Source organism: Salinispora pacifica CNR114 (genome assembly GCF_000514775.1).
In the GTDB taxonomy this organism is placed as follows: Bacteria; Actinomycetota; Actinomycetes; order Mycobacteriales; family Micromonosporaceae; genus Micromonospora; species Micromonospora pacifica.
Genome location: NZ_AZWO01000001.1, coordinates 363,362 through 385,763, shown reverse-complemented (window position 1 = coordinate 385,763; position 22,402 = coordinate 363,362). Strand labels below are relative to the sequence as shown.

General features: G+C 70.5%; 19 protein-coding genes. 1 reads left to right on the top strand and 18 read right to left on the bottom strand.

The annotated features are described in order from the left end of the window. Position 1: 1 nt before the first annotated feature. The 11 genes from atpA to prmC all read right to left on the bottom strand — a co-directional run bounded on the left by atpA (position 2) and on the right by prmC (position 9,800). A complete protein-coding gene (gene atpA / locus B118_RS0101985; RefSeq protein WP_018809987.1) occupies positions 2-1,654 on the bottom strand; it encodes a F0F1 ATP synthase subunit alpha in 1,653 nt (550 codons plus the stop codon). 92 nt (positions 1,655-1,746) lie between these two features. Then, positions 1,747-2,571 (bottom strand): F0F1 ATP synthase subunit delta, encoded by an 825-nt coding sequence (locus B118_RS0101980; RefSeq protein WP_018809988.1) that lies wholly within the window; start codon positions 2,569-2,571, stop codon positions 1,747-1,749. After that, positions 2,571-3,098 (bottom strand): F0F1 ATP synthase subunit B, encoded by a 528-nt coding sequence (locus B118_RS0101975; RefSeq protein WP_018222850.1) that lies wholly within the window; start codon positions 3,096-3,098, stop codon positions 2,571-2,573. The genes B118_RS0101980 and B118_RS0101975 overlap by 1 nt, the downstream gene beginning before the upstream one ends. 31 nt (positions 3,099-3,129) lie before the next feature. After that, positions 3,130-3,354 (bottom strand): ATP synthase F0 subunit C, encoded by a 225-nt coding sequence (atpE, locus tag B118_RS0101970; RefSeq protein WP_012014841.1) that lies wholly within the window; start codon positions 3,352-3,354, stop codon positions 3,130-3,132. Positions 3,355-3,448: 94 nt separating this feature from the next. Continuing rightward, a complete protein-coding gene (atpB, locus tag B118_RS0101965) occupies positions 3,449-4,270 on the bottom strand; it encodes a F0F1 ATP synthase subunit A (protein WP_018222849.1) in 822 nt (273 codons plus the stop codon). After that, positions 4,271-4,492 carry an MATE family efflux transporter gene (locus tag B118_RS0101960; protein WP_018222848.1) on the bottom strand — a complete coding sequence of 74 codons (222 nt, stop codon included), beginning with the start codon at positions 4,490-4,492 and terminating at the stop codon, positions 4,271-4,273. Between the two features lie 184 nt (positions 4,493-4,676). Then, positions 4,677-5,162: a hypothetical protein gene (locus tag B118_RS0101955; protein WP_018809989.1), complete on the bottom strand. Its 486-nt coding sequence runs from the start codon at positions 5,160-5,162 to the stop codon at positions 4,677-4,679. 127 nt (positions 5,163-5,289) lie between these two features. Beyond that, complete coding sequence (locus tag B118_RS0101950) at positions 5,290-7,401, bottom strand: transglycosylase domain-containing protein (RefSeq protein WP_018222846.1); 2,112 nt, start codon at positions 7,399-7,401, stop codon at positions 5,290-5,292. Positions 7,402-7,493: 92 nt separating this feature from the next. Next, entirely contained in the window at positions 7,494-8,108 is a 615-nt protein-coding gene (locus B118_RS0101945) for an arsenate reductase/protein-tyrosine-phosphatase family protein (RefSeq protein WP_026270395.1), read from the bottom strand. Next, positions 8,109-8,753: an L-threonylcarbamoyladenylate synthase gene (locus B118_RS0101940; RefSeq protein ID WP_026185730.1), complete on the bottom strand. Its 645-nt coding sequence runs from the start codon at positions 8,751-8,753 to the stop codon at positions 8,109-8,111. A 108-nt stretch (positions 8,754-8,861) separates the two neighbouring features. After that, the gene (gene prmC, locus B118_RS0101935; RefSeq protein WP_026270396.1) at positions 8,862-9,800 is read right to left on the bottom strand and encodes a peptide chain release factor N(5)-glutamine methyltransferase; all 939 of its coding nucleotides are present in this window, start codon (positions 9,798-9,800) and stop codon (positions 8,862-8,864) included. Between the two features lie 73 nt (positions 9,801-9,873). Between prmC and B118_RS0101930 the strand changes: the two genes are divergently transcribed. Then, on the top strand, positions 9,874-11,424 hold the full coding sequence (locus B118_RS0101930) for a GGDEF domain-containing protein (RefSeq protein WP_018809992.1): 1,551 nt from the start codon (positions 9,874-9,876) through the stop codon (positions 11,422-11,424). A 54-nt stretch (positions 11,425-11,478) separates the two neighbouring features. Here the strand turns inward: B118_RS0101930 and prfA are convergent, their stop codons facing one another. The 7 genes from prfA to thrC form a co-directional block, all read right to left on the bottom strand. Beyond that, positions 11,479-12,567, bottom strand: coding sequence for a peptide chain release factor 1 (prfA, locus tag B118_RS0101925; protein ID WP_018222841.1), 1,089 nt, complete (start codon positions 12,565-12,567; stop codon positions 11,479-11,481). A 113-nt stretch (positions 12,568-12,680) separates the two neighbouring features. Continuing rightward, entirely contained in the window at positions 12,681-12,905 is a 225-nt protein-coding gene (gene rpmE / locus B118_RS0101920) for a 50S ribosomal protein L31 (protein ID WP_026185729.1), read from the bottom strand. A gap of 305 nt (positions 12,906-13,210) precedes the next feature. Continuing rightward, a complete protein-coding gene (gene rho, locus B118_RS0101910; RefSeq protein WP_080678005.1) occupies positions 13,211-15,163 on the bottom strand; it encodes a transcription termination factor Rho in 1,953 nt (650 codons plus the stop codon). Between the two features lie 293 nt (positions 15,164-15,456). Continuing rightward, positions 15,457-16,401, bottom strand: coding sequence for a homoserine kinase (gene thrB / locus B118_RS0101905; protein ID WP_018809994.1), 945 nt, complete (start codon positions 16,399-16,401; stop codon positions 15,457-15,459). Positions 16,402-16,486: 85 nt separating this feature from the next. Next, complete coding sequence (locus B118_RS0101900) at positions 16,487-17,728, bottom strand: MFS transporter (protein WP_018809995.1); 1,242 nt, start codon at positions 17,726-17,728, stop codon at positions 16,487-16,489. A 113-nt stretch (positions 17,729-17,841) separates the two neighbouring features. Then, complete coding sequence (locus B118_RS0101895; RefSeq protein ID WP_018222836.1) at positions 17,842-21,150, bottom strand: efflux RND transporter permease subunit; 3,309 nt, start codon at positions 21,148-21,150, stop codon at positions 17,842-17,844. A 162-nt stretch (positions 21,151-21,312) separates the two neighbouring features. Further along, complete coding sequence (gene thrC, locus B118_RS0101890; RefSeq protein ID WP_018222835.1) at positions 21,313-22,362, bottom strand: threonine synthase; 1,050 nt, start codon at positions 22,360-22,362, stop codon at positions 21,313-21,315. Positions 22,363-22,402 lie beyond the last annotated feature (40 nt).

The following is a 22,402-nucleotide window of genomic DNA, read 5'->3' as shown; positions in this document are numbered from 1 at the left end:
GTCAGCTTCCAGCCGGACGGTCGGTCGGCTCGTCCTGGAACCGGGTAACCGTCTCCCGGTCCTCCGCACCAGCCAGCGGCTCGGCGGCCGGCTCGTTGATCCGCCGCTCGTCCTCCTTGCCCAGGAAGAGCTTCTTGAAGTCGCTGATCGCCGCGTCCAGGGAGGCGATGACCTCGTCACCCCAGGTGCCGTCGGCGATCTGCGCGAGGATCCCCTCGTGCTTGTGCCGCAGGTACTGCAGGAACTCGGACTCGAAGCGACGGATCTCGCCGACCGGGATGTCATCCAGCTTGCCCTCGACACCGGCCCAGACCGAGACGACCTGCTCCTGCACCGGGAAGGGCGAGTAGTTCGACTGCTTCAGCAGCTCGACCAGGCGGGCACCCCGATCCAACTGGGCGCGGGAGGCCTTGTCCAGGTCCGAGGCGAAGGCGGCGAACGCCTCCAGCTCACGGTACTGGGCCAGGTTCAGCCGCAGCGAGCCGGAGACCTTCTTCATCGGCTTCACCTGCGCGGCACCGCCGACCCGGGAGACCGAGGTGCCGACGTTGATGGCCGGCCGAACGCCCTGGTTGAACAGGTCCGTCTCCAGGAAGATCTGGCCGTCGGTGATGGAGATGACGTTGGTCGGGATGAACGCCGAGATGTCGTTCGCCTTGGTCTCGATGATCGGCAGACCGGTCATCGAGCCGCCGCCCATCTCGTCGGAGAGCTTCGCGCAGCGCTCCAGCAGCCGGGAGTGCAGGTAGAAGACGTCGCCCGGGTACGCCTCGCGGCCCGGCGGGCGACGCAGCAGCAGCGACACGGCCCGGTACGCCTCGGCCTGCTTGCTCAGGTCGTCGAAGACGATGAGGACGTGCTTGCCGCCGTACATCCAGTGCTGCCCGATCGACGAGCCGGTGTACGGGGCGAGGTACTTGAAGCCGGCCGGGTCGGACGCCGGGGAGGCCACGATGGTGGTGTACTCCATCGCGCCCGCCTCCTCCAGCACGCCCTTGATCGAGGCGATCGTGGAGGCCTTTTGGCCGACGGCGACGTAGATGCAGCGGACCTGCTTCTTCGGGTCGCCGGAGCGCCAGTTGTCCCGCTGGTTGAGGATGGTGTCCAGGGCGACGGTGGTCTTACCGGTCTTCCGGTCACCGATGATCAGCTGACGCTGGCCCCGGCCGATCGGCGTCATCGCGTCGATGGCCTTGATGCCGGTCTGCAGCGGCTCATCGACCGACTTCCGGGACATCACGTTCGGGGCCTGGAGCTCCAGCTCCCGGAAGCCCTCGTTCGGGATGTCGCCGAGGCCGTCGATCGGCTCACCGAGCGCGTTGACCACCCGGCCGAGGAAGGCGTCGCCGACCGGGGCCGAGAGCACCCGGCCGGTGCGCTTGACGCGCTGCCCCTCCTCGATGCCGGCGAAGTCGCCGAGGACGACGACACCGATCTCCCGGACGTCGAGGTTCAGCGCCACACCGATCGTGCCGTCTTCGAACTCGAGCAGCTCGTTGGTCATGGTCGAGGGCAGGCCCTCGACGTGGGCGATGCCGTCGCCGGCGTCAGCGACGGTGCCGACCTCCTCGCGGGACACGCCGGACTTGTAGGAGGAGACGTAGCGCTCCAGGGCGCCGCGGATCTCCTCCGTCGAGATGGTCAGCTCGGCCATCCTCTGCTTCCTTAAGTATCAGGGGCCCGGGATACCTAGTACCGACCGGTCCGAATGACGTCTGGTCAGGGCGCTGGCGCGGCAGTTCCGGCTCAGCGCTTAGCGAGCGCGTTACGGGATTCGTTGAGGCGGCGCAGGACGGTGCCGTCGTACAGGTCGGAGCCGACCTGGACGCTGACCCCACCGAGGACCTCGGGGTTGACCGACTGCTTGACGGTCACCTCGCGACCGTAGATGGCGGAGAGGCGGGCGACCAGGCGCTGCTCCTCCTCCGCACCCAACGGGGCCGCGACGGTCACGTACGCCACCTGTCGGTCTCGCTGGTCGGCGGCGAGCTCGACCAGCCGGGTGAGCGCCCCGACGAAGGAGCGCCCGCCGAACCCGCCGAGCGCCACCTCGACCAGCCGGACGGTGACCGGGCGGGCCTTACCGGCGAGCAGCTCACCAGCGAGGGTGGCCCGCTGCGCGGCCGGGGCCGCCGGGTCCGACAGCACGTTGGAGAGCGCCGACTGGCCGGCTACGACCTGACCGAAACGGAACAGCTCGTCCTCGACCTCGCCGAGGTCGCCCGCCTTGTCGGCGGCGGCCAGCAGCGCGGCCACGCCGAGCCGCTCGGTGCCGTCGAGAAGTTCCGACGGGGCCGACCAGCGGTGGGAGACCAGACTGGTCAGCAGGTCGAGTGCGTCCCCGCCGACCTTCCCGCCGAGGATTCCGGCGAGTAGGTCGGCCCGGTCCGCACCGGAGCGGGCCGGGTCAACGAGGGCCCGGCGCAGCCGTGGCTCACGCCGGAGCAGGTCGGCTACGGAGAGAAGGTCTTCGGCGGTGGCGGCCACCGCCGGAGACTCCGCGCCCCGGACGTACTCGTCGAGGCGGTCGGCCGCGATCTTGTACGACTCCCGGCTGGTGGCGGCCTGCATCAGCGGGCCCCCGCGCTCTCGAGGCCGTCCAGGAACCGGTCGACCGTGCCGGCGCGGCGCGCCTCGTCGGCGAGCGACTCACCAACGATCTTGCCGGCCAGATCCACCGCGAGCGTGCCGACCTCGGTGCGCAGCTCGCGCACGATCGTGGTCCGCTCGGCGACGAGCTGCTCCTTGCCCGCGGCGATGATCCGGTCGGACTCCTCCCGCGCCTTGGCGAGGATGTCCTGCCGGACACCCTCCGCGTCGGCCCGGGCGTCGTCCCGGATCCGGGCCGCCTCGGTACGCACCTCGGCCAGCTGGGCCCGGTACTGCTCGAGCAGCTGGTTGGCCTCGGCCTGGGCAGCCTCGGCACGCTTGAGGCCACCCTCGATCGCGTCCACCCGCGCCTGGTACATCGTCTCCATACGCGGCATGACGAACTTCAGCAGCACGAAGACGAGTAGGGCGAAGGCGATGGTCCCGACGACGAGCTCTTGCCAGATCGGCAGGATTGGATTGTGCGAGCCTTCGGCGGCGAGATACATGTCAGACCTCCGGGTCGGGGAAGGGCGCTCGTCAGCCGCCGATGGCGAAGGCGAGCACCAGGCCGAAGAGGGCGAGCGCCTCGACCAGGGCGAAGCCCAGGACCAGCCAGGTGCGGTTGAAGCCGGCGGACTCCGGCTGGCGGGCGCTGGCCTGGATGTAGGCCGCGAAGACCAGCGCGACACCGATACCGGGGCCGATGGCGGCGAGGCCATAGCCGACGGTGTTGATGCTGCCTTCGAGGGCGAGAACGTCCATTGCGGGTATTCCTCCTAGCTCACACGTGAGGGCTCACGCGTTCGGGGTTTGTACCAGAAGCTTGGTCGGGCCGGGCAGCCCGCCGAGCGGGATCTCAGTGCTCCTCGGCCAGCGAGGTGCCGACGTAGTTGGCGGACAGCGTGACGAAGACGTACGCCTGCAGCACGGCCACCAGCGCCTCGAAGAAGGCCATCACGATCGCCATGACGAAGGAGAAGACCGAGGTCACCTGAACGAAGAGGTTGTCCGCGGAGAGCATCACGAAGCCACCGACGGTGAAGACCAGCAGGAGCAGGTGACCGGCGAACATGTTGGCGAAGAGCCGGAGGGCCAGGGTAACCGGCCGCACGACGAAGTTCTGCAGGAACTCGATCGGGATCAGCAGGAAGTGCATCGGCCACGGCACGCCCGGCAGGATCAGGCTCATCTTGAGGTACTTGAGGAGACCGTGCTTGCGGACCCCGACAGCGAGGTAGAGCACGTAGGAGATCGCGGAGAGCACGATCGGGAAGGCGATGTGCGCGTTCGGCGAGATCTGCAGCCCGGGAACGATGCTGAAGATATTGGTGACCAGAATGAAGCTGAACAGCACCGTGAAGTAGGGGGCGAACCGGATGCCGGCATTGCCCATCTGCTCCCGGGCGATGTTGTCCCGCACCAGGCCGTAGACCGACTCGGCCAGCCACTGCCCCTTGCTGGGGACCAGCTTCGGGTTCCGGTAGGCGGCCATGTAGAAGATGATCACCAGCCCGACGGCCAGCCAGACCATGAGGGTGAACTTCGTGACCCACGGTCCAGCCACCGCTGGCGGGTAGAAGTCATTGACGCTGGGGGGCCAGGGAAGGTCCTGGGCGACGACCAGCTGTCCGCTCACCGTGTCATCCTCCACACTCGACAGACCGGCGCGTGCCGACACTCAGGCACCGAGCCTCTTCATGATCAGGTAGATCGCTGCGGCTGCGCCGAGCATCATGCCAACGGCGATCCCCACGCCGGTCGGCACGCCGAGGAAGCCCTCTGCCAACCAGCCGAGAAATCCCCAGACCAGGATGCCGGCGAGAAGGTAGCCAAGCACGGCACCCGCCACACCCTCCGACGAGTGCGCGTCGGACGGTTCGCGGTCTGGGTTGTCGGCCATTACGACGCGTACATTAGCAGCCGCAAGCCGCAGGAGTGTGCGGCACCCCCCACACTGCAGGACGGCGTGCGGGCGGCGGCTGGCGCATCAATCCGGGCCAGCCTACTCCTGTCCGACACGCCGCACAGGACATCAAAACGTCGGGTGGACGCCAGTCGTCCGCCTGGGGCCCGCCAACCGTTACTCAGCTCCGCGACGAGTCGACTGTGGGTAACGGAACGCGGAGCGCCCAGGTCAGGTGGGCGGCCGTCCAGACCACCACAGCGACGATGATGGCCACCCCCAGGTCCGGCAGCCCGGCCCAACCAGTCGCGGCGACCGCCGCCATCACCACGCCCAGCACCACGATCTTCGTGACGTAGGTGACCAGCCCAACCGACATGATCAGCTGCGGGCTGACCGCGTCCGCCCAGGCCACCGAGAGACCGGAGACCAGATAGCTCACGACAACGAGCGCGATCCCCGCCGCCACCGCGACCGCGGAGGTAGCACCCCGGACGGCCGCCGCGACCGGTACGGCGGCGACCGCGAGGAGGGCGCACGCGGTCAGGGGCAGCCGCAGGTACGGCAGCCGCGCGCGAATCGCGCCCGGCTCGCCCGCGGCCGGATCGGTCACCCGCGGCTGGTCGTGGTCCCGCCCCCGGGCGGTCGGCGTCGTCTCGGTGCTCACAGCACCACAGTCTATTGCTCCCCGCGCCGGTGGCCGCGCGACGCCAGGGGAGGCGGTGCGACGGGGCACACCGGTGGGCTACTCCGCCCCGCGGGCGAGAACCCGCTCCGCTCCGGGGCGCGGGCTCCTACTCCCCGGTCCGGGCCCCGGTCACGTCGAAGGCGGTTACCTCGCTCGGTGGGACAAAGTCCCGAACCGGTTGCCCCCGCAGCGCGACGGACATCAACTCCGCCACCCCGTCGGCCATCCGCGCCTGGACCGCGTGCCCCACCGCATCACGCGGGTCATCGGGGTTGGTGGCGATCGCCGCCACCGCGAGCTGCGGCGTGAACGCGACGAAGGACTCCGTGCCGTACCCCTCCGAACTGCCGGTCTTACCGGCGACCGGACGTCCCAGCTGGGAGCGAAACTCCTCCGCGGTCCCCCCCTCACAGCCCCGGTACATCGATTGGTCCCCGACCGGGCAGCGGGCGGCGTCCACCGCCGCCCGGGCCACGTCCCGGTCCACGACCTGCCGGCAGTCCGGCGACCCGGCCGCCACCGGCCGGCCGGCCGCATCGGTGATCCGCACCACCGGTAGCGGCGCGCACCACCGGCCCTCGGCCGCGATGGTGGCGTACGCGTTCGCCAGGTCCAACGGAGTAGTGGCCGAGACCCCCAGCGTGAACGGGCCCCACGCCCGAGCACCGTGCCGGGCCAACTGCTCGTCGCTGGACGCCCGGAACACGATGCCCAGCCGCTCGGCCATCTCCACCACCCGATCCGCGCCGGCCTGCTCGGTCAACCAGGCAAAGTACGTGTTGACCGACTTGCCGAAGGCGCTCCACATGGTGTGCTCGCCCTTGACCAGCGGGCTGGCGTTGCGGGGGCACCACTTCCCGTCGCAGCTCACCGGACCGCTGACCGGGAAACGGGTGACGATCCGGTCGGGCGCGTCAAACACGGTGTTCAACGGCAGCCCAGCCTCCACCGCGGCCAGCAGGGTGAACAGCTTGAAAGTGCTTCCGCCCTGGTAGCCCTGGATCGTGCCGCCGCCCGCGACCAGCTGGTTGACCGTGTTCGGGCGGTTCTTCCACCCGGCCGGGTTCGGCTGCACGCCGTAGGTACGGTTGACCGCCATCGCGAGCACCCGCCCGGTGCCGGGCTGCACCACCGCGGTCGGCAGCGCGTGCGGGTGCTCCGCCGAGTAGATCCGCCGCACCTGCTCGATCGCGGCCTGCTGCACCGCCGGGTCCAGGGACGCCACAATCTGGTAGCCGCCCCGGCGCAGGGCGAGCTGCCGCTCGTCAACCGTCGATCCGAACGCCTCCTGCGAGTTCCACCAGCGGGTGAACCAGTCGCAGAAGAAGCCCCAGTCGTTCTGCTCCGCCGGCACCGCCGCGCAGTCGTTCGGCGTCTCGGTGGGGCGCAGCCGCAGTGGTTCGGCCGCCACCCGGGCCGCCTCGTCCGCCGCGAGCTGACCGGCCTCGACCATCTGGTCCAGCACGTACGCCCGGCGTTCCAACGCCGCATCGACATCCCCGTTGAGCGGGTCGTCGGTGTGCGGGGACTGGACCAGTCCGGCGAGCAACGCCGCCTCGGCCAGGCTCAGGTCCGCCGGGGACTTGGTGAAGTAGCGCTTACTCGCTGCCGCCACCCCGTACGCGCCGGCACCGAAGTACGCGATGTTGAGATACCGGGCGAGGATCTCGTCCTTGCCCAGCTCCCGCTCCAGCGCCAGCGCGTACCGCACCTCCTGCACCTTGCGCGCGGGGGTGACCTCGGTGGCGGCCCGGCGCTGCTCCTCGGTGAGACGGGGGTCGCTGGACAACACGTTGCGGACGTACTGCATGGTCAGGGTGGACGCCCCCTGCTGGACCACCCCGCCGCGCTGGTTGGCGGTGAACGCCCGGACCACGCCGCGCAGGTCCACCCCCCGGTGCTGGTAGAAGCGGGCATCCTCGGCGGCGAGGATCGCCTGACGCATCACCGGGGCCACCTCGTGCAGCGGCACATCCACCCGGTCCTCCTGGTAGAAGGACGTGATCAACGTACTGCCATCGTTGGCGTACAGGTTGGACCGTTGGGGGGTGGGCGGCGTCCGTAGGGTGTTCGGCAGCTCGGTGTAGGGCGCGGCGAGCGCCGAGAGGCCGACTCCGTACACCAGGGCGGCGGGTAAGGCCGCCACCGCGAGCCCGAGACCGGCCAGCAGGCCGGCGAGCAGGACTGTCATCAGCTTGTTCAGGTGTGCCCGGGTCATCAGCTCTCCCCGCAGGAGCCGGCAGGACCCGTCCAGAATGACCCGAATGCACCTCTTGTCCGTCTTGTTCGTCGACGGGTAACCCAGGTGGGTTACGGCAACAACGCCGCCGTCAGCGGACGCACCGTCTGCTCCACCTCATCCGCGACCCGGCCGAAACACTGGTCGCCCCGGCCCCACGGATCGTCGAGGTCATCCGCGGCCAGCGGCTCGGCCCCAGCCCGAACGGCGTCGATCGCCTCAACCAGCGCCACGCCCCGCGCGTAGACGGCAGTCGGGGTCGCTGCGGCCGCCGGCAGACCAGCCAGGTCCACCGCGGGCAACAGACGACCGAACTCACCCAGCACGAAGGTGCGGGAAACCGCGTCCGGCCGCAACGCCGACACGAACTCCTGCTGGTCGGCGGTCGCGGTGAGCACCAGGTCAGCGCCGTCGATGTGCTCCGAACGCAGCTTGCGGGCCGCGAAACCGTCGATGCCACCGCCCCGCCCGGTCACCTGTCGGGCCGCCGGCGGGTTCATCTCCTCACCGGCGTGCCAGCCGCCGGTGCCGGCGCTGTGACTGTGCAGCAGCTCGTCGGCGAGCCCCGGTGCGGTATCGCCGCGCCGGGCCAGCTGCTCCTGGACCGCCAGGACCAGCAGCCGCTCCGCCATCGGCGAGCGACAGATATTGCCCATACAGACGTGGAGAACGGTAAACGGCGGCACTCAGGCCACCCGGCTTGAGTCGATTTCCGGCACCACATCCCGCAGCCGGTCCAGCTCGATCGCACCGGCCCGGAGCAGCTGGGGCACCGCCCCGGTCAGGTCCACGATCGTGCTCGGCACCGGATCAACCGCCGGACCCGCCTCCAGATACGTGCGCACCGAGTAGGCGAGCTGTCCACGGGCCGCCTCCGCGGTGGTGGCCGCGGGCAGTCCAGCCGTATTCGCCGATGCCACCGCCATCGGGCCGGTCTCCCGGAGGACCTCCAGCGCGACCGGATGCAACGGCATCCGCACCGCGACCCGGCCCGCGGTCTCCCCCAGATCCCAGCGCAGACTGGGCGAGTGCTCGACCACGATGGTCAGCGGACCCGGCCAGAAGGCCGCCACCAGGTCCCGGGCCGCGCTGGGTAGCGAGAAGACCAGCCCGTCCAGGGTGTGCCGGGAACCGATCAGCACCGGTGGCGGCACCTGCTGACCGCCCTTGGCGTCGAGCAGGGCCTTGACCGCGTGCGGAGCGAACGCGTCCGCCCCGATCCCATAGACCGTGTCGGTCGGCAGGACGACCAACTCGCCGTCGCGGATCGCCTTGATGGCTGCCGCGATGCCGCGGTCCCGGTCAACGGGCGACCGGCAGTCGTAAAGCATCACGAGCAGCAGTCTGCCACGCCCGGGTCCGGGCGGTGTGCCGGCCATACCGGGGCGGCGGGAGACACGCGCTCCACCCCCACCCCGGAGGTGGGCGAGTTCACCGGCCTACCCGCCAATGCCACCGGGCTCTCGCGGGCCCCCGACGTCCCGACACCGGGTAGCGGTGGCGAATCGGGGGCGGCCGGCGAGGTCGGCGTGCTCGGCGATCGAGCCGTACCGGCCAGCCCCGGCCAGCAGCCCGGGCACCGCCGCGCCCTGCGTGTCGTCGTGTTCGATCCCGAGCCGGCCCCCGGGCCGTAGCAACAGCGCGGCCCGGGACACCACCGGCCGGATCACGGCCAACCCGTCCGCGCCAGCGAAAACCGCAGACGCCGGATCATGCCGGCTGACCTCCGGCGGCACCACCACGTCCGCCGGCACGTACGGCGGGTTACACAGCAGCACGTCCACCCGACCCAGGAGATCGTCGAGCAGGTCCGGCGCCGTGACGTCGGCGGCCACCACCTCAACCGGCCGATCGCCGGCAGCGGCCCGGCTGGTCGCGTTGCGCCGCAGCCACGACAACGCCGCCGGGGAACGCTCCACCGCGACCACCCGGGCCGCCGGGACCTCCTGCGCCACCGCCAGGGCGATCGCCCCGGAGCCGCTGCACAAGTCCACAACCAGCGGCGCCGCCTCCCGGCGTGCCTGCTCCACGCCCCACCCGGCGAGCAGCTCCGTCTCCGGACGAGGCACGAAGACATCCGGCCCGACCGCCACCTCGAGATGCCGAAAAGGAGCGCTGCCGGTGAGATGCTGCAACGGTTCCCGGCCGGCCCGACGGGCCACCAACGCGTCGAACCGGCGACGCTGGTCCAGGCTCAGCCCGTCGGCCAACGCCAGTCGTCCCCGCGGCACCCCCAGCACGTACGCGGCCAGCACCTCCGCCTCCGCTCGGGGTCCCTCCACCCCGGCGTCGGCCAGCAGCCGGGTGGCCCGGGCGACCGCCAGGGTGGGTCGCTCCCGATTCGTCCCCTCGGGCGGCTGTTGCGACAAAGTGCTCACGCCATAATCATGAGGCGTCACGCAACCAACCACGAGCCGGTGCGGTCAGACGCACACAGACAGGAGGTCGCGGGTGGGTTGGCTGGACCAAGTCGGCGACCAGGTTGACACCCTGACCCGGGCACGTGAGCTACAGGAATCGAGCCGCTCCGCCGAGGCGTACCGCATCCTCTCGGACGTGCTCGCCACCACCAACGACCGGTACGCCCGGGCCGACGCCTTGGTGCAACGCCTCTCCGCGGTGGTCAACCTGGGCCGGACCGCGGAGTACACCCGGGCCATCGAGGAGGCCACCACCGCCGTCCGGGATCTCGCCGAGCCGTACCCGCACGGACACCTGCACGCGCTCGCCGCGCTCGCCGCCCACCACCAGGGCGCGCTGGATCGGTGTGTCATGCACCTGGTGCGGGCCGCTCGCGCGCTGGGCGCCGTCAGCGACCCCGACCGGGACACCGCCTGGGGCTGGCACGACCTCGCGATGGCCTACTCCTACCTCAGCTTCCACGGATACGCGCTGGGTGCGATCGAGCTGGCTCGACAGCTCGGGCTCGCCGCCGGCATCCCGGCGGAGACCTTCGCCGCCCCCGGCATCCGACTGCGCAACGCCGTCGCGCTGGACCACACCGGCGACAGCGACGGCTGTCTGCGGGTGCTCCGCGATATCGGCAGCGACCTGAAGCAGTTCCTGCACGCTGGACAGGCCGGGCGGCTCCGCCCGAGCAGCCTCGCCGCGTACGGCTACGCCGCAGCACGGCAGGCCGCCCTGGGTGACCGGTTGGAGGCGGGAACGGACGCCGCGCCGGCCCGACTGCTGGGCCACGGCGGCGACAGTGCCCGGGCGCGAGACATGCGCCAACTCGGCGAGGTCTGCCTCGCCATCGCGGCCGACCGGCCGATCGAGGCGGTCAGCCGAATAGACACCGTGCAGGTCTCCACCGAGACCCTGGGCGCGGCCGAGCCGGATCGGCTCCGCAGCATCGCGCTGGGCCGGGCCGGTGACCACGTCGCCGCGCATCGGGTCGACCGGCGGGCGTTCCGGCTCGCCGCGCAACGCAACGACCGACTTCGAGACGTCTACATCGACGGAATCGCCGCCCGCATCGATCACGAGGAGATGCGCCGCGAAGCCGCCCGCTTCGAGGGAGAGGCACTGACCGACCCGCTGACCGGGCTCCCCAACCGACGCCGGCTGGAACGGTACATCGCCGCCGTGATGGCCCAGGGGAAACGGGTGGTGATCGGCGTCTGCGACCTGGACGGGTTCAAGGCGGTGAACACCTACCACGGACACCACTCCGGCGACCTGGTCCTGCAGCGCATCGCCGGAGTGGTCAACCGGGTGATGCGGCGGGACGACTTCGTAGCCCGCTACGGCGGCGACGAGTTCGTCGTGGTGCTACCCGGTACGGACATGGCCGAGGCCCAGGAGGTGGCGCGCCGGATCAAGTCCGCCGTGCGGACCGAGGACTGGGAAGCGCTCGTGCCCGGCACCCCGGTCGGGGTCAGCATCGGCTTCGCCGAGGTCGCCGCCACCGGTCCCGACGTACCGGACGCTCTGAGCGTCGCCTTCGAGGCCGCCGACCGGGAGATGCTGCGCGCCAAAACCCGCCCCCGCGCCTCCTGACAGCCACCGGGCGGGCCCGCGTTTCGTCCGCGGGGTCTGCCCGCGGCGGGCGGATCAGCGGCGCCCCAGCTCCACGTCGCCCGCCAGCCGGGCCGCCCGGTCCGCCTCAGCGAGCGCCGCCAGCACACCGTCCAACTCTCCGGCGAGGGCCAGGTCCAGGTTGTACGCGGTGTAGCCGATCCGGTGGTCGGTGATCCGGTTCTGCGGGAAGTTGTAGGTGCGGATCCGCTCCGAGCGGTCCACCGTCCGCACCTGCGCCTTACGCGCGTCGGAGGCGGCGGCGTCGGCCTGCTCCTGCGCCACTGCCAGGAGTCGGGCCCGCAGGATCCGCATCGCCTGCTCGCGATTCTGCAGCTGGGACTTCTCGTTCTGGCAGGAGACGACGATGCCGGTCGGTAGGTGGGTGATCCGGACCGCGGAGTCGGTGGTGTTCACCGACTGACCACCGGGACCCGATGATCGAAACACGTCGATCCGAAGCTCGTTCGGGTCGATCGTCACGTCGATCTCCTCGGCCTCCGGCAGCACCAGTACGCCGGCGGCGCTGGTGTGGATGCGTCCCTGCGACTCGGTGACCGGCACCCGCTGCACCCGGTGCACCCCGCCCTCCCACTTGAGCCGGGACCACACCCCGTTGCCGCCCTCCGGCACTCCCTTGCACTTGATCGCGAGCGAGACGTCCTTCACTCCGCCCAGGTCGGAATCCTGCGCGTCGATCACCTCGACCAGCCAGCCACAGTGCTCGGCGTAGCGGGTGTACATCCGCAGCAGGTCGCCGGCGAAAAGCGCCGACTCCTCGCCCCCCTCCCCCGCCTTGATCTCGACAATAACGTCCTTGGCGTCGTGCGGGTCCCGTGGGATCAGCAGCTCGGCGAGGCACTCCTCCAAGGCCGGCAGGGTTGCCGCGATCGCCTCGGCCTCGGCGGCGAAGGCCGGCTCCTCGGCCGCCAGTTCCTTCGCCGCTGTCAGGTCGGCTCGGGCCTGCGCCAGCTCGGTGGCGGCCTTGTGCAGCGGCACCAGCTCCGCGTACCGACGGCCCACTCGGCGGGCCGCGTTCTGGTCGGCGTGAATAGCCGGGTCGGCCAGCCGCCTCTCCAGCTCCGCGTACTCGTCGAGGAGGGTGGCCAGACGCTCGCTACTCATGGACAGCTACTCCTTCGACAACGGCGCTGGACGGCGATGCCCCGGCCGCCGGGGCGGAATACGGACGACGCCCGCGCCCGGACTGAAACCGGACACGGGCGCCGACTGGGGCGTTACTTGCCCTTCTTGGCCTGAACCTTGGCGTACTTCTGCTGGAACTTGGCCACCCGGCCGGCGGTGTCCAGAACGCGCTGCTTACCGGTGTAGAACGGGTGGCAGGCGCTGCACGTCTCCACGTGGATGGAACCGCCCTTGGCGGTGCTGCGGGTGGTGAAGGTGTTACCGCAGGAGCAGGCGACCTCCGTGGTCACGTACTCCGGGTGGGTGTTGGGCTTCATGTCGCCTCGGTCCTCTCGTTGGTGGTCGCCGGGTCGCCCGGCCGCGGGTGTACGACGGATGGGCGTGAACCGGAACCGGTGGCCGACGAACCAGTCTGCCACGGGGGCAGGTTGGCTCGGCAGGCGGGCCGCGCCGCGGCACCGGCAGCGTAAACGTCGGCCCGTACCCCCGCATTCCCGATCCGCCGCCGAGCATTCGCCCGGACGGGTCCGCTCCGGGCGTGCGGACGATCCGCCGCGACGTCGCCACTGTTGACCGGCGCCGGGGCACGACCCACTCGGCCGTACCCCGGGCCGACCGGGGCTCACTCCCCGGGCGTCGACTTCGCGATCTGCATCAGGAACTCGATGTTGGTCCGCGACTGCTTGAGCCGGTCCAGCAACAGATCCAGCGCGGCCTGCGAGTCCAGCGCGTGCAGCACCTTCCGGAGCTTGTGGACGATGGCCAGCTCCTCCGGCGCGAGCAGGATCTCCTCCTTACGCGTGCCGGACGGGTGGATGTCGATGGCCGGGAAGGTCCGCTTGTCGGCGATCTTCCGGTCCAGCTTCAACTCCGCGTTGCCGGTGCCCTTGAACTCCTCGAAGATGACCGTGTCCGCCGTCGAACCGGTCTCCACCAGCGCGGTGGCGAGGATGGTCAGCGAACCGCCGTTTTCGATATTGCGGGCCGCACCCAGGAACCGCTTGGGCGGATACAACGCGGTGGAGTCGATACCACCCGACATGATCCGGCCGCTGGCCGGCGCCGCCAGGTTGTACGACCGACCGAGCCGCGTCACCGAGTCCAGCAGCACGACCACGTCGTGGCCCAGCTCGACCAGCCGCTTCGCCCGCTCGATCGCCAGCTCGGCGACGGTCGTGTGGTCCTGCGGCGGACGGTCGAAGGTTGCCGCGACGACCTCGCCCTTCACCGACCGCTGCATGTCGGTGACCTCTTCCGGACGCTCGTCCACCAGAACCACCATCAGGTGGCACTCCGGGTTGTTGTGGGTGATCGCGTTCGCGATCGCCTGCAACACCATCGTCTTACCGGCCTTGGGCGGCGAAACGATGAGTGCCCGTTGACCCTTGCCGATCGGCATCACCAGGTCGATCACCCGCGTGGTGAGGATGTGCGGCTCGCTCTCCAACCGCAGCCGCTCCTGCGGGTACAGCGGGGTGAGTCGGTAGAACTCCGGCCGGCGCTTCGCCTCCTCCGGTTCCATCCCGTTGATGGTGTCCAGCCGGACCAGTGGGTTGTACTTGTCCCGCCGCTGCTCGCCCTCCCGCGTCGCGCGAACGGCGCCGGTAATCGCGTCACCGCGCCGCAGACCGTACCGCTTGATCTGGGACATAGAGACATAAACGTCATTCGGCCCGGCCAGATAACCGGTAGTCCGGACGAAAGCGTAGTTGTCGAGCACATCGATGATGCCGGCCACCGGGACCAGCACGTCGTCCTCGCTAACCTGGGGCTCCCGGCCGCCATCGCCGTCCCGGTCGCCACGGCCGCGCCGACGGTCCCGGAAGCGGCTGCGCCGACCACGCCGGCCGCCGCCCTCGTTCTCCTCCTCGCCGTCGTTGTCACGCTGACCCCGGTCGTTCCGGTCGCCTCGCTCCGCGCGGTCACCACGGTCGGCACGCTCGCTCCGCTCAGCACGCTCGCCCCGCTCGGCACGCTCGCCCCGCTCGGCACGCTCGCCCCGCTCGGCACGCTCGCCCCGCTCGGCACGCTCGCCCCGCTCAGCACGCTCGCCCCGCTCAGCACGCTCGCCCCGCTCAGCACGCTCCCGGCCACCGCGGCCCTCACCGCGCTCCCGGCGTTCGCCGGCCTCGGTCCCCTCCGGTCGCGTCTCAGCGCGGGCCTCACCGGCCTCACTGGCCGCCCGGCCACGTCGGCCACGGGCGCGGCCGGTGGTCGGCGTGGTTGTTGACGACTCGGCGGGACGCGACTCGGCCTCCGGCCGCTCGCCCGACTCCCGTACCTCCGCGTGGACCTCCCCCCGGGCGGGGGCCGCAGCAGCCGCAACCTCGGCCCGCGGTCGAGGGGTTCCGGTGGCTGCCCCGCCACTCTGGCGCTCGGTGATCGCGCTGATCAGCTCACCCTTGCGCATGCGAGCCGTGCCCGAGATGCCGAGCGACGCGGCCAGGCTCTGAAGCTCCGGCAGCAGCATCGCCGACAGACCTGTGCCGCTACGCCGACGACGGGTGGGAGCAGCGGTCGTGGCATCGCCAGCGACGTTGGAAACATCCGACGTCACGTCGGTGGTGTCGCTCAATGGAATCCTTCCCTCGATAGGCCGGGGCTGCCCGGAATCGACAAACAGGTGGCCGGGCGGCCTCGGTGCACCCGCCTCGCATGGACGCGTCGCGGGAGATGGTGGCACAGCAGCCGGTAGCCTTCCCGACTCACCGAGGTGATGAGGACGGGCTCGCCGTCTGCCGCGACCGATGCGCACTGCGGTGCGGCGTGTCTAAGCAGGGGTGACGGGCAGACCGCCGATAGCTTCGGGGGTGCGCCGACCCGCAGGAAGATCGCGTGCTTCGCGGCTGTGCTAAGTCTAGAGCGTAATCAACTCTTCCGACCTGCGGCAACAGGATCCCGCTCCGCGTGTCCCAGTCTACCTTGCCCAACCCGGGCGCCGCGCACCTCTACCGGCAACGACCAAACCTGCCAGTCTGGCCCCGTTACCAGGTCGGCGGGGGGATCGCGCAGCGCCAGCACGGTCGGTCCGGCCCCGGAGACCACCGCTGGCACATCCGCCGCGCGAAGTTCGGCGACCAACGCGGCCGTCGCCGGCATGCTCTCGGCCCGATAGTCCTGGTGCAACCGGTCAACCGTGGCCGGTAGCAGCAGCTCCGGCGCGACGCTGAGCGCATGGACCAGCAGGGCGGCCCGGCCCGCGTTCTGCGCCGCATCCTGGTGCGGCACCGTGGCCGGCAGGGCGGCCCGCGCGGCGGCGGTGAGCCCTCGCTCCGTCGGCACGAACACCGTCGGCCGGACCCCGACGGCGGTCGGAAGCGACACCGCCCGAGCACCCTCCGGCTCGGTCCAAGCGACGGTGAACCCGCCCAGCAGGCAGGGCGCCACATTGTCCGGATGGCCTTCGAGCCGGGCCGCGAGACGGAGCACGGCCGCATCGTCCAGCCGCTGCTGCCCGTCGGGCACCAAGGCCCGGGCCAGCAACACCCCGGCTACGATCGCCGCCGAGGACGAGCCGAGGCCACGCGCCTGGGGGATCCGGTTGACGCACTCCACCGCCAGCCCCGCCGGCTGGCCGCCACACTCGGCAAAGGTGGCCCGCATCGCGCCCACCACGAGGTGCCGCTCGTCGCTGGGCAGTTCACTGGCGCCCTCGCCGAGCACCCGCACCGTGACGCCGCCGGCGGTAACCTCGGCACAGACATCGTCATAGAGTCCGAGGGCAAGCCCGACGGCGTCGAAACCCGGCCCCAGATTGGCGCTGGTGGCAGCGACTCGCACCCGGACCGGGCCGGGCAAGAAGTTGGTCGACACGCACTCATGCTAGGACCGCACACCGATGTTCCGAACCACCGCCCCCGGCCCGCCTGTCGGGGCGATAATGGGGGGCCGTGGCCGGTCAGCGCGGAGCCGACTCCGGCTCGGCAACCGGCTCGGTCAGCGAGAGCTGGCGGGTCGCCACCCGCCAGCCGATCGCATAGACCAGGGTGACCAGACCGCCACCGGCCAGCACCACCCGTTCGTCCACCACGTCAATCACCGACGCCACCACCAGCTGGCTCACCGAGATGGCGAGAGTCGCCAGCATCATGTCGGTGGCGAAAACCCGCCCGCGTAACCGGTCCGGGACCTCACCCTGGAGGGCGTAGTTGGACATGACCCAGTTACTGCCCCCAGCGAAGTGCGCCACAAAGACCAACACGAGCACCAGCGGGAACCAGTTCACCGCCGAGGTGCCCAGATAGGCCAGCCCGTACAGCGACATGGACAGCGCCAGGCCCGGCAGCAGCCAGGCCCGGTTTGCCAGGACCCGTCGCATCAGGATCGGACCGACCAGAGCTCCCGCCCCACGGACCGCGAAGAGCAGACCGACACCGATCGGGCCAGCCGCATAGGTCGCTGCCAGCAAGGGGAAAACCGTCAATACACCATTACCAAGACCGACTGCCGACTTCACCGTGACCAACGCCAGCACCCGGGGCCGGTGGCCGATGTAACCAAGCGCCTCCCGGACAGCCGCCCAGGTCTGCTGTGCCGGCCGATCCTGCTCTCGGGGCGCCTGCAACGGCCGGCGGATCAGCACGGCCAGGATCGCCGCCAGGACCAGACCGCCGGCAGCCGCCCAGAAGGCGACGTACGGTCCGGTGGCGCTGCTCAGCACACCACCCAGCGACGCCCCGACAATCGTCATCGTGCCCCACGCCGAACCCGCAACCGCGTTACCCGCAGCCAACTCGTCCCGGTCCAACACGTTCGGCAGGGCGGCCTGCGCGGCCGGCGAGTAGAACGCCTTGGCTACCGCCACCACCCCGATCCCCACCAACGCCAGCCAGGCGGTGCCGGCATCGCGTACCCCGAGGAGCAGCAGGACGCCGAGCAGCGCGGCGAGGTTGGCTCCGATCATGATCCGACGGCGGTCGAACCGGTCCGCCACCGCCCCGGTGTACGGCAGCAGCAGCGCCACGACGCCGGTGTCCATGGCCAGCAGCAGCGCACCCCACACGCCGCTGCCGGTCAACGCCGGCAGGAGCACCAGCAACGGAACCATGACGAACCAGTCCACACCGAAGACCATCAGCTCGGCCAAGAGCAGTTTGCGGAAGTTCCGGTTACGACGCAGAACCGAGAGGACGGACGGCATCACCGAACCCTATCCACCGCGGTGCCGCGCTTGGTCATCGTGCGGACCGCAGGGTCCGGAAACGGCGCGGACGCCCTCGGCCAGCCGTCGAGGGCGTCCGCGAGCCGGGGGAACTACTCCGCCGGCGGAAGCGGCGAGGTACGGCTTCTGGGCAGTCGCAGCACCTCAAACTGGTCAGTTCCCTCAACCAGCGCTGGTGAGGGCGTCGGTTGGTCGGACACCTCTCCGGCGGTGTCGGCGTCACCACCCGGACCCGCCGACTCCGCTACGCCGGGACCGCTGACCGCTGGGGAGGCCGCACCGGGCCCGGTGGCCGCCGGCTCAGCTGCGGCGGGCGTGCCGCCCGATGCGTCCGCCCCGGCCCGCGGCCCCCGCAGACCCGCCCGCCAGTCCCGGATCGACTCCTTGGCGTTCTCCACCATGACGTACAGGGTCGGAACCAGCACCAGGGTGAGCAAGGTCGAGCTGAGCAGACCGCCGATCACCACGATCGCCAGGGGCTCCGAGATGAAGCCGCCCTCGCCGGTCAGGCCGAGGGCCATCGGCAGCAGCGCGAAGATGGTCGCGACCGCGGTCATCAGAATCGGGCGCAGCCGCCGCCGACCGCCCTCGACAACCGCCTCCCGGATCCCCAGGCCCTGCGCCCGGTACTGGTTGACCAGATCGAGCAGGACGATCGCGTTGGTCACCACGATGCCGACCAGCATGAGAACACCGATCAACGCCGGCACCCCCAGCGGGGTGCCGGTAGCCAGCAGCAGCCCGATCGCGCCGGTCGCCGCGAACGGCACGGAGACCAGCAGGATCAGCGCCTGAGTCAGGCTACGGAACGTCACAACCATGATCAGGAATACGATCGCGATCGCGGCGAGCACCGCCAGCCCCAGATCCGCGAAGGCCTCCTCCTGGTCCGCGCTGACGCCGCCGATGACGAAGGTGGCCCCGGGGACGTCGATCGCATCCAGCCGCTCCTGCAACTCCTGGCTGGTCGCGCCGAGGTCGGAGCCGGTGGCCGTGCCGGTCACCGAGACGCTGCGCTCACCGTCGATCCGGGTGATCTGCTGGGGGCCGAGAACCTCACCGACCTCAGCGATGGCGCCCAGCGGGACCGCGCCGACCGGCAACGCCCGCAACTGCTCGGGCGACACCGGCGGTGGGGCGGTTTGCAGGACCACGTTCCGCTGCTGGCCCTCGATCGTCAGCTGCCCCAGCGGGGCGCCCCGGAATGCCTGCGCGACGAGCTGCCCGACACCCGCCTCGGTGAGCCCGGCCGCCGCGGCCTTCGCCCGATCAACCTTGACCTCGATCTGCCCGACCTGGGTCGCCACGCTGGTGGTCACATCCTCGACGCCGGGCAGCCCCGTCATCGCCGCCAACGCCTCGTCGATGGCCTGGCTCCGGATCGCCGGATCGGTAGCCTGCACGACCACCTCGAGCTGATTCGCGGCGGCTCCACCCTGCCCGGCCCCGAACCGGAACTCACCCGCCTCGGCACCGAACCCGTCGAACCTCTCGCGCAGGACAGCACGCATCTGCTCGGCGTCGGTATCGGTGAGGGTCAGCGACCAGGACGCCACATTGTTGCCACCGGCACCAGCCCACGGGTTACCCCCCGCGCCGGCCGTGACCTGGTAGGTCTCGATGCCCTCGGTCTCGGCCAGCACCTCCTCCACCTGTCGGGCCGCCGCGTCCGTTCCCGCCAGCCCGGTGCCCGCCGGCAGTTCCTGGGTGATGGTCATCGTGTCCTGGCCGGAGTCGTCGAGGAAGTTCGTCTCCAGCTGGCGGGAGAGGCCGAACGTGCCGAAGAGGACCAGAACGCCGAGGCCGAGGGTGATCCACCGGGTCGACCGTTCCCGGGTGGCGAAGCCGATGACCGGCAGGTACGCGCGCTGCAGCGGGCTACGCAACTCCTTCTCCTCCGCGGCCCGGCGCACCGCCGCCTCGCCCGCCGTCTGAGCGGCCGGCTGGAGGAACCAGTACGCCAGCACCGGAATGAGGGTCAGTGACACCAGCAGTGACGCGAGCAGCGCCACCGTGACGGTGATCGCGAACGGCGTGAAGAGCTGCCCAATGAATCCACCGACCAGCGCGATCGGGGCGAAGACGGCGACCGTGGTGAGGGTGGAGGCGGTCACCGCACCGGCCACCTCACGGACCGCGGTACGGATGGCCTCCTGCTTGGACTCGCCGTACTCAAGATGCCGTTTGATGTTCTCCAGCACCACGATCGAGTCGTCGACGACGCGGCCGACGGCGATGGTCAGCGCGCCGAGGGTGAGCAGGTTGAGCGAGTAGTCGCCGATCCAGAGCGCAATCAGTGCGACCAGCACCGACAACGGGATGGAGACCGCGGTAACGACGGTGGAGCGCACCGAGAGCAGGAAGACCAGGATCACCAGGGCGGCCATCACGAGGCCGATCAGCCCCTTGGTGGCGAGACCCTTGATCGACTTTTCGACGAATGGGGCCTGGTCGAAGACGACGGTCAGCTCGGCGCCGGAGGCGGTACGCAGCTCCGCGAGTCGGTCCCGGATCTCCTGGGAGATCTCCACCGCGTTCCCGTCCGGCGTCGCGGTCACGGCGATACCCAGACTGTCCTGGCCGTTGGTACGCGTGATCGCGGTGACCGGCGTGAGCCGCTCCTCGACCGTCGCCACGTCGCCGAGGCGAACCGGGTCGGCCGGCGCCACGGTGAGGATGACGTCGCGCAGCTCGTCCAGGGTGCCCAGCGGGGTGCCGACCTGCACCGGGAGCGTCCGTTGGCCGTCGACAACCGCGCCGGCCGGGACAGCGACGCCGTTGGCCTGCAGTGCCCTGGCGAAGGCGTCGGGCCGAATCCCGGCCTTCGTGAGCTTCGCCACATTCGAGGTAATCACCACCACCTCGTCGCGGGTGCCCGTCAGGTCGACCGCACGGACACCCTCGATCGCAGCCAGTTCCGGCAGGACCGTACCGCGCAGCCGTTCGCCGAGCGCCCGCTGGTCGGCCCCGCCGGAGGCAGCGAGCACCACCGCCGGCAGGTCATCCGTGCCGCCGGCGATGACCTGCGGGTCAACCCCGTCCGGTAGCCCGGCGACCCGGTTGACCGCGCTCTGCAACTGGTTGACCGCATCGTCCACATCGGTACCGAACTCGTACTCAACCTGGATGGTCGCCGACCCCTCGCGCGAGGTCGAGGTGATCTTCTCCAGCCCGGTGACGCCCTGCAGACTGTTCTCGATCGGCACGGTTACCTGCGACTCGACAGCCTCCGGACCGGCGCCTGGATGGGCCGCCACGATGAAGGCGGCCGGGAACTCCAGCGACGGTAGGAGTTGCTGCTTCAGCGACGGCACGGCGAACGCTCCGAACACCGTGGTGACCACCGCGACAAGGGCAATCAGCCCTCGATTGGCGAGACTGAATCTGGCGAGCAGCGACATCGGCTGGGCTCACTCCTGATGCGGGAATTGGGTGCGGGTGAGTCGAGTGTCCCGTACTGGTTCGGCACCGGTGCGGCGGGGTTCAATGGCTGCCGCCCGCGAGTTCACCCGTCAACGCCCGCGAGCCGTCGTCGGCGCCGCGAACGAATCCCGTCCCGGCCCTCAGGCCAGATCGAGCGAACGGGCCGCGGCCAGCGGGTCATTGGCGATGGTCACCGGCGCGGGGGCGGTCGAGATCGCCCACTCCGGGTCTTTCAGGCCATGACCGGTGACCGTGCAGACAACCGTGGAACCCGGCGGCACCGTACCCGCGGCGGCCTGCTGGAGCAGTCCGGCGACACTCGCGGCGCTGCCCAGCTCGACGAAGACCCCGACATCGCGAGCGAGCAGCCGGTACGCGGTCAGGATCTCCCGGTCGGTGACCGCGGCGATCAGACCGCCCGAGGCATCCCGGGCATCCAGTGCTTTCGACCAGCTCGCCGGATTGCCGATCCGGATCGCGGTGGCGATCGTGGCCGGTTCGCGCACCGCCTGGCCGGTGACGATCGGCGCCGCACCAGCGGCCTGGAAACCGTACAGCTTCGGGGTCCGGGTGATATTTCCGGCGGCCTCTTCCTCCGAGTAGCCGAGCCAGTAGGCGGAGATGTTCCCCGCGTTGCCGACCGGCATGCAGTGAATGTCCGGTGCCGCGCCGAGCGCCTCGACGATCTCGAACGCGGCGGTCTTCTGGCCGTGTAGCCGGTCGATGTTCACCGAGTTCACCAGCGCGACCGGATAGTCCTGAGCGAGCTTGGCGGCCAACGACAGGCAGTCGTCGAAGTTGCCACTGACCTGGAGCAGTCGGGCACCGTGCACCAACGCCTGGGCGAGCTTGCCCAGCGCGATCTTTCCCTGTGGCACCAGCACCGCGCAGGTCAGGCCAGCTCGCGCCGCGTAGGCCGCGGCCGAGGCACTGGTGTTACCGGTCGAGGCACAGATGATCACCTTGTTGTCGGCCTCGACCGCCTTGGAGACCGCGACGGTCATTCCCCGGTCCTTGAAGGAGCCCGTCGGGTTGGCGCCCTCGACCTTCAGATAGACCTCGCACCCGGTCCGCGCCGACAGCACCGGCGCCGGCAGCAGTGGGGTGTTCCCCTCGTGCAGGGTGACGACCGGGGTGGTTGCCGTGACCGGCAGCCGCTCTCGGTACGCGTCGATAAGACCCCGCCACATGTTGTCTCCTCCGCCTCTCCCGGCCTCCACCGGGACTGAG